Raw genomic sequence first — 15,861 nt, 5'->3', positions numbered from 1 at the left:
GATAGCTTAAAAGAATTAAAAATGATATAACGTTGTCGGAATGAAAAAAGTGGTATATAATAAACATTAACATTACTAGTAATTATTTTAGGTATTCCTAGAATAAAGGAGCGATACATATGAAAATTACTATTTATTTCGGAAGTCATGAAGATCAAGATGTACGTACTATGGACTGTCATTTAGATGTAGAAGATACAGAAGAGATTGTTTCTGTATCATAATATAAATATACGGGATAAACCCTATTCCCTACAGCGTTTAAGACACCTTTTACAGGTGTCTTTTTTGTTGTTTTTTTCATCAAAAACCCTTTACTTTAGAGTGTTTTAATAGTAAAATATATATATGCGAACAAATGTTCTTTTACTTTAATTGTACATGAAGGGATGATTTTTACAATGGCTCAAGCAAAGCGCAGAGGAAGAAAAAAGCAAACACCTATTATTTCAAATACAGGCTTTATCGGCTCTGTCTTTATTGATACATTGGAGTTACAAAAGAAATCCTATTATTTCGCTCGTAAAAAACTTCAAATTGTTCATCATGTACTTGATGGTCTATCTGGAGCAATGAGCGCATTATTTAAAGAACATAATATCACTGCATATATGTCATGTGTGTATTTACATAACCAAAAGAAAATCGGCTTTGTTCTTTCAACAAAACCTTTTGAACAAAGTGATGGTGTGTCTTATTTTATAAATTATTTGATCGAAAAGAATTTTTATGGTAACGAAGATGTAGAATACCAAGAAGTATTTAATACAGGTTTTATCGGTGTAGTATTCGCCGATTTATCTAGTATAGATCGCTTTAATTTTGAGTTTGAAATGGGTATGTTAACAAAGTTAATGAAAGATATGATTATTCCCGTTAAAGAACTCTTTTTACGCCATAATGTACCGGCTTATATCTCCACTTCTCATTTAGATGAGCAAAACAAATTAGGTTTCGTACTTTCTGTAAAACCGTATGATGAACGTGCAGAAGCAGATTTATACTTTGAAATGTATTTAAAAGAGCGTGGATTATTTATTGGTGATGAAGAAGATGATATTGATAAGATTGTTATTAGAAAGACAGCTGAATTACGATAAAAAAGCGCAGGATGATGATCCTGCGCTTTTTTATCTGTAACAATATCAAATAGTTACGTTAAACACTATAATCTTTGGAATGAATTTCTAAATTGAACTTATTTGAATAAGCTTTATTCAAAATAAGAAATACTATTCCTCCTGCAATTGGAAGCGTGTAGGCTGGAATATAATTTAATAATAGACCTGATAATGCCAGTGCTATCGGCTGCATCATTTTACCTATACTTAATCCAATACTGAGCACTCTTCCCCTATATTCATCAGGAACTTCTTTTTGCATGAAATAAATTAAAGGAATATCAATTAACGCTATTATTAGCCCGAAAGAGAACATAACAACACAATACGTAATAACGCATACAAAATCATTTGCTTCAAAACTTTTGAATAAAACTGGAATTCCTGAAATAATCATAAAAACTGCCAACATTGAACTTAGCTTTTTCAAAAGATAAGAGTAAGAAAAACGATTAGTTATCTTTTTCACTAAAATTGCACCAATTATCATCCCTACTGGAAAAGTTCCTTGAATGATACCAAATTGCTTCGAACTAAGATTGAGAACTGTGTTAATAATGTATGGTAATGGAACAGTTACAGCAAATCCTAAGAAGAAATTAAGCGAAATTAAAATATGAAACGTATTCTTTAAGCTTTCCCTCTCCATTAAGTAAAAGTATCCCTCTTTTATATCTTTAATAAAATTAATTTCTCTTATTGAACATTCCTCCTTTATATCGTGCCCGAACAATTTAAAGTGAATAAACAGTATGGATATGCCAGAAAGGATAAATGAAATACCGTTTATCATTATAAAAAGTTTTATGTCTACAACAGCAAAAACGATACCACCTAACATAGGACCGAGAATTAAAGATACAGAATCAATAATTTTACTTATAGAATTAATACTCATTAACCTCTCTTTAGAGACGATATTCGGTTTTGCGGATTCTAATCCTATTCCAAAAAACGTTGTAAATACTGTTAAAAGAAAAGTAGTAGTATAAATGATGAATAAGTTTAATCCATAATTACTGCTCAATGTATAAACAGTAATTAATAAGCCTCCACTTAGTAAATCCATACAAACGACCAGTTTCTTTTTATCAACTTTATCTGCGATTACACCTGCAAATGGATTCATAACAATCATTGGAATCGTTCCTAAAATAAGCGTAATTGCGAAATTCCATGCTGATCCGGTTATTTGTAACACATATAATCCTAATGCGAAACTATAAATAGAGCTACCAAATATTGATACTGTTTTCCCAAATGAATAGAGATAAATATTTCTTAGTTCTTGAGTACTTTGCTCATTTTGTGAATGTATTCGTAAACGTCCCATAACTCTTTCCTCCCGTTTAACTTTGTATTACATACAGTGTAAGTTCTCGGGTCAACCCAATATCAATATGCTATTATTAAAAAGTTTTAAAAGAAAAATAAAAGAAGATGGGGTTAACCCCATCTTCTTCCGAAAAATGAATATGTATAAATTTCTTCTCCTTGAACGAAGAAATTTTCGTATTTCCCGCCTCTTTCCAAATAATTAGAAGTTCTTTCATCAATGGTTTGAAACTGTAGTTTTTGAATTTCTCCCTTAACTTTTGAAGAGGTAAAATTCTCTCGTAATCTAATTGATATATGACTATGTATGCTGAAATTTTTAAATAAAATATATGAGCTTAGCATATAACACTCTGGCTTAAAAAGTGGATTTAATTCATGCAACAAAAAGTTTTTATGCTCAAAACTATAATTACTTGTACCAGACTGATCAATGACAATATCAGCAGAATAATTCTGAATAGGTATGTTTAAAAAGTCGGCACAGATAAATAGAATGTTTCTTTTCGGGTTTCTTCTTTCAATTACATCTTTTAAAAATAAAAGTTTATTCAAATCTCGATCAACAGCAATATATAGGCAATTTCCTGGTAGTTCCTCATAAATATTTCGTAAAAAGAACCCAATACCAGATCCTAAATCAAGTAGTATTTTTTCATTTAAATCTAGTTGCATTAGTTTCTTTTTCGCCCATTCTCCTCCTCTTTGAACATTTTCCAAAAAAGCAGTATCAGTTTCATGGATATAATCCGAAATAGAATCTTCAAGTGATGTCTTTTCATATGCTTTACATGAGTTTCCAGCTGTTAAAACCCCTGAAATAATCGCGTATTCTTCACCACAATTACAAATTAACTTTCCCTCAACAATTTGATTCTTATTGATAATGCCATCTTCAAGAATCAAATTTCCGTTACACTTAAAACACTTAAATACATTAAGTACGTTTAAATCTATCCCTAAAATTGAATTCGAAATTTTAGTTTTTATAGATAAATTATTTAACGCTTCCTTTAATTTATCTTTTTGTTCCTCTAAATTTTTTATTTCCTGTTCAATCTTTTCATATTTCAATTTAAATAAAGATTGATAAAAAGTATTTTTTTCGTAATCTATAGATTTCCCTAAATTTTTATAAAGAAAAAGATCTTTAATTTCATTTAAGCTAAATCCTAGCCTTTTGTACTCTAAAATAAGTTCCATATCTTTTTGACAATACTCATCAAAAAAATAGTGCCCACCTTTCTTTTCAGGAATAATGAGACCGAGGTCTATATAATGTCTAATCGTATCTACACTTACAGTATTTACTTCTGCAAACTTACTGATTTTCATACTATCACTACCATTTATATATTTGTTTATACATACTTCTTTATTATTTTAAAAAATCCTTTCATCTCCCTATACAAAATTATTTATGGTATGAAAAAGATGTAATTCATTTTAGGGTTCCGTCACATACTTATCCAGCTAAGCTTATATAAGTTTAGCTATTCTTTTTTAATCTTGAATTTTGGCGTAAGTACTACAGTCTTTTTCCGTTTTCATTGAGTTGGAATATGTAAGGTTACGTACTTTAACTATAGAGGACTTGTACTACCCGTTCCTATCAATTTCATAGACGTTTAGGATGTTGTTTTATGGGAAGTGTTCTTGCTGTGGGATCGGCATTGTAAATATAGATGAACGTGGTTCAAGTCAAAAAAGGTACTCCTAGGAGTACCTTTTTTGACTATTCTATATGTGCGAACGTTTTCAAAAATTATTGAATATAAATTGACGTACGCATTGTATTAAATGGTGCGTTTATAGATGTTTTTTGGTATTCAAATGTTCCTTGTTGATGTCCAGACGCATCCCATTTGTAATACCAGCCAACGATTGGTTTTCCGCCGATTATTGTGGATCCAATACTTTTTACATTAGAACCATTCATTTTAGTAAATGGATTTTGACCGTATCCCATCTCTTTCGTTGTAATATATAAGTATTTTCCCCCGTGGTTACGTGTTGTGCTAAAGCTGTTTTGGTTAATTGTTTCTACTCCGCCCAGCTCAGACTCTACTTGTACGACGTTTAGTGAAGTAAGTGGAGCTGCAGGTCCAGCCGAAGCTTCTGTTGCCATTCCTAACCCAACGAACGCTGTGATTGCTAACGATGAAATCCCTAGTGCTGCTTTTTTAAACATAAAAAACATCCCCTTCCATCTATTGTTTTCTCTTTCATTGCCAATATAATCCTAATAACCTCATATGTAAATAGGTTGTAACTGTAGAAATATTAGTGCGAATATTCTATTATATGTTTCTACAATTCTATTACTTAATATGAATGACTTACAGTGTAAAACGAAATACACATTACAACTTGATTCTATTATTTTCATTGTTAGCTAGTGTATCCCGAATTTAAACCGCATGAACAATTGTTGCTATTTTTTGGGTTCATAAACAGGTGTCTATGTTTGTTGTTACCATATAATAAAGTTACACTAAGCTGATGTCAGTACACGTAGAAACAATAAAAAAGAGCATATTTTAAAAGATTTATCCCGCATTAACGGGCAGTAAGACCCCAACCTCAAAATTCAGTGGAAGCAAAGAAGTTAGGTGGGGGATGAACAAAACCCCCACTGATTAAAGTTTCACTTTATTAAAACATGCTCTTTTTTTATTAATTTGAATGAATCTTTCAGTAAAAAAGTACATTGATTTGTATCCTTTATGTAATAGAAATAATCGTTTTTAAAATCTTGTTTTTGTGCTTTTTTCTATTATTCTTAAAGATAATTTATTGAATATTTTTATTGTACTCTAATTGCTTTTCAATTCCTGATCTATCAATTTGAATCCAATACTCTGAAATTTTCCCGTTTTCTATTCTATATACCGCACTCGCTATTTGAGTTATAGGGAGGCCTGTAGGTTCGTATCCATCTATTTCTCCTATGTGTGTACCTACTTGCTTCCAGCGTACATATACTTTACTATCTTGTACTAATAATTCTTGAATTTCTAAAGAGAAATTTCCGTATACTTCAATCATCTCTCTTACATGCTCAGCATAATCTTTTGGCGATCTGTATACTGTTTGTTCCTCTTCAGATATAACTTGATGTGCCAATACTTTATCTGCCATATATCGATTTGAAAAGTCTGGATTATTCCCTGAACGCACTTCTTTGAAGAAATTTCTAACAATTAGTTCTGGTTTCATTAAACATCCCCCTTAAGAATAAATCCAATACTAATATCACCTGAATGTATTAGATAAGTGTTATATTACTCATTCTCACTCTTTCTCAATAAGCATGTCAAGTTTGTAGTGTTGGCATGAAAATTGTAAACTCGCTTATGCTTTGTATTCTTCCGTTCATTCTTGAAAATTTCTAACAACTCGTATTTACCATATTTTATATCCCATATTCCTAAGCTTCTTTATTCTAGAATGTTTTTACTACACTATTTATTTTTTCTTTTTCCCTTGCAGGAACAACTGTGATAACATTACCTTTATCATTTAAAGTCAGAGGATGTAGAAATTACAGATAGCTATCGATATGCTACCTACTACGTACTGGATGAAATCAAACGTTTATGTGCAATCCAGCTAATAGGGAAATGATTCATGTGAAAAAGGAGATGCTATAGGTACTATAGCATCTCCTTTTTATGTACTGATTCATAAAGAAAGACAGCGATTCTTCCTCTACCTTTGTTGTGCTATCTTTTTTGGATTAAGTCACCATGTAGTAGTAAATAAAAATGAGCTTAGTTTAAAAAACTAGTTGATATACATGGAATCAGGTACAGACATTAAAACATAAAAAAGGTCTCCTACTATTCCACTAGTAAAAATAATAAATCCCATATTACGTATTCCTTTCATTTTTGACCGTAATCCAGTGATTCCAGCTAATAGCCCAGTAAAAGAAAATAGAATCCAGTATAATTCTGTAGGAATATCAAGAAGTTTATTCTCAGAAATCCCCATTCCCCAAAAAATAAAAGGCAGTACGACAAAGGAAAGGCTAAGTAATCCTAGTATACTTACGAGTAAGTTACGATGTTTAATCCCATTAACAATTAAATACAATCCACCAAAAAATCCGCATAACACGAGATAAGGCATATAGTAGATCCAAAGTAAACTCAAAATGATCATATGTAATTCCCTCCAATTTTGCTGCATTCTCTATAATTTTAAGGGGTTATTTGACTGTCTGAATCCGTTGCTAATTGATTCATTTGATTTAGCGCTTCTTCTAAATCAAATGAATTAAACCAACGGTAATCCTGTTTGTCTAAAATACGATAATGCTGACTAATCAGATTTTGTTGTAAACGAAAGTTCCCTTTTTCTTGAATCTGTTTCCACCAGACTTTTCCTCCCAATGTTTTTTCTTTGAAATTGCTAGTGCTACTGTGGGCCACTGTTTCGATTACTACTAATGGATCATCCCCAAGAGCATTCTGTAAAACTTCACTATCTCTAAACAATGCACAAATAGCAATGGTGTTGGTCCAGCCTGCATTCGTTCTCCCTTTCTCAATTTGAACAAGCGTTTTTTTGGATATCCCGAGAATTTCAGCCATTTTATCTTGCGTATATCTTTTTTCAGTACGTATTAACTTTATTTTCGTTGAAATGAGTTCAATTGTATGATTTTTATTCACTTTCTCTCCTCCAAAAGTAACTAATGTTTTATTTAGTGTAATTTTACACTAAAATAATCCCATTTTCAACTCGATCCTCTCTAAATCTTGTAAGAAATAATCGGATAAGCCATAAAAGAGCATTCCACAGTTTTCTATGAGGTATTGAGGAATTATCGATTTCTAAGCTCGATGGAGATTTGGCAGGGGTCCATTTCATTTTAATTAAATAAAAAACCCGTGAATCATTCACGGGTTTTACTTTAATAACTAATTGCTATTGTTCCCTCACCTGCATGAACAGCAAATGAAATCGGTAATGGATATAGTTTGAAGTCCATTTCAGGGAATGCTTGTCTTATATCTGAAATCCATTCTTCAGCTCCATCTTTGTCATTAGCATGGAACATATGAAGTACTTTAGGCAATTCTTTTTCAAGCTCATTTTTAATATATTCTCGACATTTTTGGATTTTACGAACTTTCTTTTCAAGTAAAAGTTCGCCGCCTTTTACTTCTAATATTAAGTTGACACTTAATAAACTTCCAAGTAAAAATTGAACTCCCTTTACACGTCCACTTGCATACAAACCTTTTAAGCTCTTTGGAAATACATGAAAAGGTCTTCTTTTTTCATCTACTAATGTTTTGTGTATATCTTGTAAAGTCATACCATCATTGTATAACGATTTCGCTTTTCGAATTAGTTCATCCATTGGATAACTTGTCGTTTCACTGTCTAATACCGTTAATGGGAACCCTGCCATTTCTGCAGCTAATTTCATGTTTTGATAAGTTCCACTTACTTTTCCGCTAATAGCAACTGCAAATCCTTCTTCATACTCTTCTTTGCATTTCGTAAATAACTCTACCATTTCCCCTATATTCGGTTGTGATGTAGTCACTGTCTTACCTTCGTTTAACGCATTATAAACACGTTCACGTACACCTTCTTCACAATCTTTGTACGACACACCATCAATAATAACTTCGATTGGGATAACAAAGTTATCTCCTTCTGTTGTAAAACTCGCAGTTGTACTATCAGTAATCCAAGCAACACGCTTCATGTTGTTCCTCCCTTAATTCAATTCCTCTTTTCTAATTTTTCTATATATTTATGCTATGAAAAGAGAATATCCCTGTAATAGTAACAGGACTTTATTGTTTTGGCTATAGTAGATAGATGATAAATGTGAATATTTCTTGTCTTTTTCACAAATTAAAAAGAAAATCAAGAAATTTGCTCGATTTTCTTTTTCTCATACATTATTTAAAAGTTTCGTTATCTAAAATCACAACATAATCATTCGTCAATCGCCCAGCTTCTTTCGTATAACTGACAAGCCTTTGTATGTTATCACAACAAATTTTTGCTCCCCATATGAGTAAGGGTACGCCGATAAAATCGATATGAAACCTCCTAGAAAACAGACCACCAAAAGTCATTGGTAAAGGCACTGTTGGTGATGTATTAGAAAAAATAATCTTTTCATGGCTTTCATAATGTTTTTGTAGAATCTCTCCTAAATGCTTCATCGCAGGTACAACGACTTTTGATGCGCCGCATCCAATCGTATATACAGGATTGCCATTTTCGTCTATTCCATGAAAAATAATTTTCCCCATATCTTCTGTTTTTAATTTATTGAAGTACTCTACATTTAATATTTCTTCTTTCGTTAACTTCCGATCAGTTGGTAATTTATTTAAATGATACGCTGCAGCTAGTGAAGTTGTATGTGTACCACCGAAGTCTGTGTAAATGAATATCATATTATCATCCCTTGTTGTAAATGTTCAATGTTATTTAGTATTACCGTTCATAGCATTGTTAAACAAGGGAAGAATGAAATTACGCTTTTTGTGTTAATTCATTATATTTTTTCCAAATATAATATCTTCTACTAATTACAGTACCTAATGTGATACATAAAAAGGCATTCGTTACAATCGTTAATGTTTGATGCGTACTGCCAGAAAACATACTCTGCTTAATCATAACTTTTGCACCTAAAATAACAAGTAGAATAATTGTACTTAACCAATTTCCCTTTCGTAATACATGACCTGTTTCACTATCTAATCGAAATGTTAATGCTTTTCCCCTAATAACCCCAAGACCCAATCCAATACCGAGCATTGCAACAAATAGTAGTACTTGTAATATATTTAATTGTCCCATATGAAAAATGGACTGGATTGTTACGAGGCACAGCAAAGCCGGAATGATCCAAATACGATTAATATTCACTTTATATTCCTTACCTTGCATTAATATAATTATAAGAATAACAAGTAGAATAACAAATAGAATATCCATTTAGAGTCCTCCTATATACTTGTTTGCCTTTGAAAATTATATTCGCCTCTTTTCATTCCATACTTGAAACACGATAGCTACTTTAAAGTAGTGTAATGTGAAATGTAATTTCCCATCAATCTTACTCATTAGTTATAAAAATAAAAAGACATACTTTTTACTCGTACGTCTTTATTACCTTTATTATTACATTCATAAACTCGTTTAACTTTTATCAATACATTTTATATCTTTAGACTTAGTTTTATCTACTACTTGCATGTTAAATGTAGCAGCTAGCTTTAAAGTGATTTTATAAATAAAATATCCAACAATAGAACCTAGAACGTTACAGATCACATCATCAATATCAGTAATACGTGCCGATCCACTAAATAAAGACTCAATTAGTTGTAATAATTCAATACTAACTGATATGGTAAATCCTAATAAAATAGTATTTTTAATCTTTTTATATGTATCCCATATAATTGGTGCTAAAAAACCTAAAGGTATTAATAATAAAACGTTCCCACCAACATTTCTTACGATTAGACCGATCATAAATAGGACATCACCATCATAAGCACTTCCTATTTGACCAATATCCTTAAAAATTGATGCAAAGGGAATAAAATTAACTGAACGATTAAGATTTTCAGCACTAGAAGGAAAACCAATTGGTAAAGGAAATAAAGTTACGGCAACAACCATACAAATGTATACTACGAATAGAAAACGAATTAATTCTTTCCACCAATTTACATGTTTTTTATTTTTCATCCTAATTAAAATACTTCGTACAATCAAATAGGAGATGACTCCAAAAACAATAAACATACTACCGTTTAATATATATAAATTTTTCCACCTCTTTAATATTACATGTGCATATCGATATACAATTATAAAACAGTGTTATTCAATTACAGAAAATCTTCATTTAATAATAAAAATGAAGACTTTTAATCAAACGTTTATCGAAATATAAAGAGTACATTTCAAGGCAGATGCAATTATGAACTCTTTTAACTTTTTCAAAAAGATTTTTCTAGTTCTTTCATTAATTTTTCAGGTCCTGCTCCTTTATTCGAAGGAATAACTAATGTAATTCCTAAGTCTGGATAAACGGCCGAGCGAAAACTAACACCTGGATCATAGCCCATTATATGATATTTAAAAATATCATTTTGTCTTGCTTCAATCCATATTCCATAGCCGTAAAACTGATTATTATTTACTTGAATATGAGGAGTTAAAAGTAAATTAGTATATTCTTGGCTTAATATTTCAAAGTTAAATAATGCTTCCCAGAACTTGAGCATGTCTGGTGCGGTAATATAAGCACCGCCATCAGAACCACCTTTTATCGGTATAGAATATGCATTTGTTCTCCATTTTTGGCTATTTACATCTTTTATATATCCCAAAGCAGTGTGCTTTGGTAATGTATCTAAAGAGAAATAACCGGAATCATTCATGCCAATTGGATTGAATATTTTTTGCTCTATATATTCCGCAAATTCAAGTCCTGTTTGCTCTTCTATTATTAATCCAAGTACGATAAAGCCTGCATTGTTGTAGTGAAACTTACTTCCTGGTGCAAACATCATATTATTGTTTTGAAATAATGGTAAAAAGTCTTTTAAACTTTTTAAAAGATACATAGGTGTTTGCTTCCAAAGATCCTCAAAGTTGTCCATTATACTTTCGTCAAAATAATCTGGAATACCAGAACTATGCGTTAAAAGTTGGTGTATTGTAATATCATCATTGAAGTTTGGAAATTTAATATGTAGACAATCTTTTAACTTTGTATGAAAAGTAATTACACCTTTTTCAACAAGTTGACAGATGCCGATTGCAGTGAATAATTTACATCCTGAAGCAATTCCGAATTTTGTTTGTAGTGTATTGTTTATACATTCACTTCTATTTGCGTAACCAAACGCCTCTTCATAGATTAAGTTTTTTTCTTTTTTCACTAAAACTACCCCAGAGAAATCTATATTCCGATACATCTCTTTTACAATTTTGTCTATTTCCCCTTTTGTTTTTATCACGACAACCACCCTTGTCTTTTCTTATTGTTCTTTCCCCTTATTTATTTTTCCATATAAAGGGGAAAGAACCCTTTAATTGAATACGATAAATTATTAATAAGAACACAAAATTCATTTCGAATTTATTGATTCATCGGAACCCCACTTAAATTGTGATGGTAATAAAGTAAATACACACAATACGATAGTTATAAACAGCATTCCTAATGTTCCTACAATGACTACAAGTTGTATAGAAATGAATTGCGTTGCAACAGCGGACAATATTGTAATAAAAATTGTTACTACTGCAATAAAGAGCCCATATATACTCCCAATCCGTCCCATCATATGAACAGGAACGTTATTTTGGTAAAATGTATAATACCCTGTATTTGCATATGCCATAGAGAAAGATAAAATAAGAAATCCAGTAGCAGCTATTAAAAATCCACTTGAAAAAGCGTAGATTAAATATCCGAGTGCGATGAATAATGATCCTATCCCAATTAGAAATGAAGGTGCTAATCTTTTTGATAAAATTGTATTTGTTATGGCGCCTAAAATACAGCCCGCTCCACCAATACTTACTAAAAAGCCATACTCACTATCTGTTAACAATAAAATTTCTTTCGCAAATGATAATTCAAGTGAATCAGTTGCGGTAGCTAGTACCATCATTCCTTGGAATAAGAAGTACACACATACGACATACACATGTTTTTTACTAAAATTTATAACAGTGTTCCAATCTTTTTTTAATAGTGAAATAGATATTGTATTACTAGGTGAATGAGAATCTTCTTTTTTATCAAGATTAGGTAAAAGTAGTGTAATTAATCCTGATAAGAGAAATGCTATAGTATTCATATATATAGTAAACTCTGGTGTACTCACTATTAATAAAACTCCCGCTACCGCCGGACCAATTAAAAATGCACCGGATGATATTAAGCTACGTAGTGAATTGAAACGTTGTCTTTGCTCTACTGGAATTAATTTCGTCATATACGTCATAGTAGTCGGCTCATAAATCGCGCTGGCCATACTTATAAAGAATACGAATACATAAACAATCCAAAGTGATGGAAGTACAGGTAACATAGCAATACATATTGCACGATATATATCAAGGTGTATCATTAATTTTCGCTTATTTAAACGATCAATCATACTTCCTGACCAAGCGTTTGTAAATAAAGCGGCTAGTGGCTTAATTACATATAAAGTAGCAACAGCTAAGGCTGAGCCACCCATATTATAGACAAGTACATTCAGTGCTATTAAGTAAATCCATGCACCTAAATTCGCAATACCAACTCCGGACAGTAGTAATAAAGGATATTTCCAATCTTTAAGTATTTTTTTCACTTTAGGTCCCCGCTTTCCATATTGTTTTAAAACAATAAAAAAATCCCACCCCCAAGACTTATAGTCTTAGGGACGAGATTTATCATCGCGGTGCCACCCTAGTTTATTAATATGTCGCCATATTAAACTTATCAGGTACTGCATTGTTTTCATGCTTATACCGTAGCTCTATAACGGGAGCTCCCGTCACACCATCCTCTTATAAAAGATTCCGATGTACTGCTCAGAGGCTTGGTTCAATAAAGAATTTTTGCTCCTTTTCAGCTTTATGGAGCTCTCTGTGAAAAATTCATTTTATTTACTCTTCTCTTCACTGCATTTGATTTTTTCCATATTATCACATATATATTTAACTGTAAATAATAAACAATTACATATTTCAAGTTATGCCAATGTTAACAGTCTTATTTATTATTTTTTCTAAAAATTACGGTGCGTGAAATTACTAGAATCTCTAAAAAAAGAGCCTCTTATATATAGGCCCTTCACAATGTCCAAATTAATTCATATTTGCCTCTACTAACGGTTGTAGCGGTGGTTCTAATTCTAGTTTTAACGTATCACCTTCTTGTAAATCTTTCCCTTTTTCAATACTTTGATTTGTTACATAACCCGTCCCTGAAGTTTTTAAATCTAATTTCAAAAGCTTAGAGAAATACATAACATCACGCATGGACCAACCTTTTATATTTGGCATTTTTGCGTTATTTCCTAATAGAAATATACGATCTCCTTCACTCATTACCTCACCAGACTGTGGGTATTGTTTTATTATTTTTCCTTCTCCTAAAATAACCGGCTGTAGCTTCTCTTTTTCTGCACTTTTTTCTACTGTCCCCATGGATTGATTCACATAACTTTGTACTTTTAATTGAGATTGCTTCGTTGCATCGACAATTTGTTTTTCTGTATATGGTTTCACCTTTAAATATTCTAAACTATTTTTTATAACTGGTTTAAATATTTCAGCAAGAGGCTGAGCTCCATACTCGTCTCCCTTTAATTTTGGCTGCTTAATAGCTAAGTATACGATTAACTCTGGGTCATCAATTGGAGCCATTCCTAAAAATGAAAAAATATAATTTTCTTTCCCTTCCATATATCGTCCATTTTCAGGGTTCGGAATTTGGGCTGTTCCTGTCTTACCCCCAATTGGATAACCATCCACTTTATACATTGTACCAGTTCCTTTTGAAGACGTAATAACGCGCTCCATTAAGCTTCTTACCTTGTCCGCTGTCTCTTTTTTTATCGGATTCCCAATTTCTTTCGGTTGATTTTCCATAATAACTTGTTTGTTTGTTGGATTTACAACTTTATCAACGATATATGGTTGCATCATTTTCCCGTCATTTGCTATTGCCGTAGCGGCTTGTATTAATTGAATAGGAGTGACAGTGGAACCTTGCCCGAAAGAAGTTGTAACTTGTTGGATTTGTGTGTTTAATAATAATGTATTTTTACTTTCTCCGGGTAAATCTATTCCTGTTTTTTGATTGAAACCAAATTTATTCATATATTGCTTAAATTTATTGGGTTTTAATAACTGATCTTCTAAAATAGAAAAAGCTACATTTGACGATCTTTCAAAGCCTTCATCAAATGTAATTGAGCCCCATCCAAATCCACCATTATGATCCTTTATATCTGTTGAACCAACCGAATATTTTCCTGATTGAAAATATTCTTTCCCGTTATATACACCTTCATTAATAGCAGCAGCTAACGTAAACACTTTCATTGTTGAACCTGGTTCATATGCGTTTGCAATTGGATCATTTAAAAAGTATTCGATATCGCCTTTATTAGGATTATAACTAGGCTTACTAGACATCGCTAAAACCTTACCAGTTTTTGGATTTGCAATAATTCCTATTAACATAGAAGGATCATAGTGTTGTTGTGCTTTGTTCATCGCTTCTTCTAAAAAACTATTAATTTGCTTATCAAGCGTAAGATATACGTTATTTCCATGTTTAGCAGGTTCTACTTTACCTATGTCATTTGTAAGTGGGATACCTTTTCGTGTTCCTACATATTCTATATTTCCGTTCGTAGAGCGCAAATATTTATCCAAACTTTTTTCAAGTCCAAATTTCCCTTCCGTATTTCCTTTATCATCTGGTCTAGCAAAACCAAGTATATAGGATGCAAAATCTTCATTTGGATACACTCTTGCTTTTTCAGGCATAAAAGATACACCCGGTATTTTTAATTTCCTAATTTTCTCCTTCGTTTCTCTAGATAAGTTCCGACCAATTTTTCCAATTTCAACTTGTGTGCGTCCTTCATGAAAATTTTTTATTACTTCCTCTTTATCAATTTCAAGTACATCAGCTAATTGTTGTGCCGTTTCATCACTATTTTTCACTTTATCTTTTCCTTTTAAATTCACAACAACTCGATACGTTGCGGAATCTTGTACTAGTACCTTTCCAGTTTGGTCATAAATTGTGCCACGGTTTGCTTCTAATACTCCATTTTTATTATGTTGTTCATTCGCGAGATCTTTTACATCCACATTATGCACGACTCCTACTGCTTGTATATAGAATATACGCAAAAGCATAGTAAGAAACAAAACAATAAAAGCAACCATCATATAACGAGCACCTTTATTCGTTTGAAGTTTATGCATATTTATCTCCTTTCATTTGTAATTGATTCCTGCGAAGATGCGCTTTAAAATATGTAGTTTTTGTTTTATTTTCGATACTATATGTTTCGAAGTTTTCTGTTTAATCCCTTTAAAACAAAACCAACTATTATTATTTTGGGTTTAATTTTATTCATTTATAGTACGGTATGTGAAATTAATGAATATTCAAATAAAAATACTTTTTTTAAAGTTAGCTTTCCTTTATCGTGTAAAGAGAGACTAAAAACCTTTATTTGCTATATAGATAAGTAATTTCTTCAAGTGTTTAACATGAATATTCTAATTGGAAAAATAAGGTTGTCTAATGATAGTATTATTACAATAGATTTTTAAACGCGTCGGGAGGTGTTGTTTTGGAGAAGGAAGTAAAGAG

14 protein-coding genes and 1 other annotated feature are annotated in these 15,861 nt (G+C 31.6%); of the genes, 1 reads left to right on the top strand and 13 read right to left on the bottom strand.

Translation table 11 applies throughout. The features are described from left to right. Positions 1–389 precede the first annotated feature (389 nt). Positions 390–1,100: a hypothetical protein gene (locus tag ACS2MN_RS03645; RefSeq protein ID WP_002038924.1), complete on the top strand. Its 711-nt coding sequence runs from the start codon at positions 390–392 to the stop codon at positions 1,098–1,100. Positions 1,101–1,158: 58 nt separating this feature from the next. On the opposite strand, the gene ACS2MN_RS03640 is transcribed toward ACS2MN_RS03645, so the two are convergent. From ACS2MN_RS03640 to ACS2MN_RS03580, 13 genes are all read right to left on the bottom strand, one after another. Next, positions 1,159–2,454, bottom strand: coding sequence for an MFS transporter (locus ACS2MN_RS03640; RefSeq protein WP_000533145.1), 1,296 nt, complete (start codon positions 2,452–2,454; stop codon positions 1,159–1,161). Between the two features lie 113 nt (positions 2,455–2,567). Then, complete coding sequence (locus ACS2MN_RS03635; RefSeq protein WP_000703294.1) at positions 2,568–3,791, bottom strand: MerR family transcriptional regulator; 1,224 nt, start codon at positions 3,789–3,791, stop codon at positions 2,568–2,570. Positions 3,792–4,221: 430 nt separating this feature from the next. Beyond that, positions 4,222–4,647: a DUF4879 domain-containing protein gene (locus tag ACS2MN_RS03630; protein ID WP_000472921.1), complete on the bottom strand. Its 426-nt coding sequence runs from the start codon at positions 4,645–4,647 to the stop codon at positions 4,222–4,224. Between the two features lie 602 nt (positions 4,648–5,249). Next, positions 5,250–5,675: an ester cyclase gene (locus ACS2MN_RS03625; RefSeq protein WP_000801761.1), complete on the bottom strand. Its 426-nt coding sequence runs from the start codon at positions 5,673–5,675 to the stop codon at positions 5,250–5,252. Positions 5,676–6,242: 567 nt separating this feature from the next. Beyond that, the gene (locus tag ACS2MN_RS03620) at positions 6,243–6,623 is read right to left on the bottom strand and encodes a hypothetical protein (protein WP_000584989.1); all 381 of its coding nucleotides are present in this window, start codon (positions 6,621–6,623) and stop codon (positions 6,243–6,245) included. A gap of 38 nt (positions 6,624–6,661) precedes the next feature. Continuing rightward, positions 6,662–7,135 carry a helix-turn-helix transcriptional regulator gene (locus ACS2MN_RS03615; RefSeq protein WP_346994838.1) on the bottom strand — a complete coding sequence of 158 codons (474 nt, stop codon included), beginning with the start codon at positions 7,133–7,135 and terminating at the stop codon, positions 6,662–6,664. 242 nt (positions 7,136–7,377) lie between these two features. After that, complete coding sequence (locus ACS2MN_RS03610; protein WP_000831954.1) at positions 7,378–8,184, bottom strand: DegV family protein; 807 nt, start codon at positions 8,182–8,184, stop codon at positions 7,378–7,380. 199 nt (positions 8,185–8,383) lie between these two features. Further along, the gene (locus tag ACS2MN_RS03605) at positions 8,384–8,890 is read right to left on the bottom strand and encodes a DUF3189 family protein (RefSeq protein WP_346994839.1); all 507 of its coding nucleotides are present in this window, start codon (positions 8,888–8,890) and stop codon (positions 8,384–8,386) included. Between the two features lie 79 nt (positions 8,891–8,969). Then, positions 8,970–9,437 carry a DUF1453 family protein gene (locus ACS2MN_RS03600; protein WP_000353190.1) on the bottom strand — a complete coding sequence of 156 codons (468 nt, stop codon included), beginning with the start codon at positions 9,435–9,437 and terminating at the stop codon, positions 8,970–8,972. A 204-nt stretch (positions 9,438–9,641) separates the two neighbouring features. Next, positions 9,642–10,256, bottom strand: coding sequence for a VanZ family protein (locus ACS2MN_RS03595; RefSeq protein ID WP_429794137.1), 615 nt, complete (start codon positions 10,254–10,256; stop codon positions 9,642–9,644). Between the two features lie 197 nt (positions 10,257–10,453). Further along, positions 10,454–11,479: a serine hydrolase domain-containing protein gene (locus ACS2MN_RS03590; protein ID WP_103592147.1), complete on the bottom strand. Its 1,026-nt coding sequence runs from the start codon at positions 11,477–11,479 to the stop codon at positions 10,454–10,456. A 111-nt stretch (positions 11,480–11,590) separates the two neighbouring features. Beyond that, positions 11,591–12,829, bottom strand: coding sequence for an MFS transporter (locus ACS2MN_RS03585; RefSeq protein WP_088056209.1), 1,239 nt, complete (start codon positions 12,827–12,829; stop codon positions 11,591–11,593). 65 nt (positions 12,830–12,894) lie between these two features. Continuing rightward, positions 12,895–13,152, bottom strand: a binding site (T-box leader). 176 nt (positions 13,153–13,328) lie between these two features. Beyond that, the gene (locus tag ACS2MN_RS03580) at positions 13,329–15,467 is read right to left on the bottom strand and encodes a penicillin-binding protein (protein WP_087951152.1); all 2,139 of its coding nucleotides are present in this window, start codon (positions 15,465–15,467) and stop codon (positions 13,329–13,331) included. Positions 15,468–15,861 lie beyond the last annotated feature (394 nt).

Origin of the sequence: Bacillus cereus group sp. BceL062, from assembly GCF_051780025.1 — a bacterium.
Taxonomy (GTDB): Bacteria; Bacillota; Bacilli; order Bacillales; family Bacillaceae_G; genus Bacillus_A; species Bacillus_A toyonensis.
The sequence above is the reverse complement of the archived record's forward strand: the minus strand, read 5'-3'. Positions and strand labels throughout refer to the sequence as shown.

Bases quoted from the DNA above. Each gene is read 5' to 3' on its own strand.
- ACS2MN_RS03645 (WP_002038924.1), top strand. From the start codon at position 390: ATGATTTTTACAATGGCTCAAGCAAAGCGCAGAGGAAGAAAAAAGCAA.
- ACS2MN_RS03640 (WP_000533145.1), bottom strand. From the start codon at position 2,454: ATGGGACGTTTACGAATACATTCACAAAATGAGCAAAGTACTCAAGAA.
- ACS2MN_RS03635 (WP_000703294.1), bottom strand. From the start codon at position 3,791: ATGAAAATCAGTAAGTTTGCAGAAGTAAATACTGTAAGTGTAGATACG.
- ACS2MN_RS03630 (WP_000472921.1), bottom strand. From the start codon at position 4,647: ATGTTTAAAAAAGCAGCACTAGGGATTTCATCGTTAGCAATCACAGCG.
- ACS2MN_RS03625 (WP_000801761.1), bottom strand. From the start codon at position 5,675: ATGAAACCAGAACTAATTGTTAGAAATTTCTTCAAAGAAGTGCGTTCA.
- ACS2MN_RS03620 (WP_000584989.1), bottom strand. From the start codon at position 6,623: ATGATCATTTTGAGTTTACTTTGGATCTACTATATGCCTTATCTCGTG.
- ACS2MN_RS03610 (WP_000831954.1), bottom strand. From the start codon at position 8,184: ATGAAGCGTGTTGCTTGGATTACTGATAGTACAACTGCGAGTTTTACA.
- ACS2MN_RS03605 (WP_346994839.1), bottom strand. From the start codon at position 8,890: ATGATATTCATTTACACAGACTTCGGTGGTACACATACAACTTCACTA.
- ACS2MN_RS03600 (WP_000353190.1), bottom strand. From the start codon at position 9,437: ATGGATATTCTATTTGTTATTCTACTTGTTATTCTTATAATTATATTA.
- ACS2MN_RS03595 (WP_429794137.1), bottom strand. From the start codon at position 10,256: ATGTTTATTGTTTTTGGAGTCATCTCCTATTTGATTGTACGAAGTATT.
- ACS2MN_RS03580 (WP_087951152.1), bottom strand. From the start codon at position 15,467: ATGCATAAACTTCAAACGAATAAAGGTGCTCGTTATATGATGGTTGCT.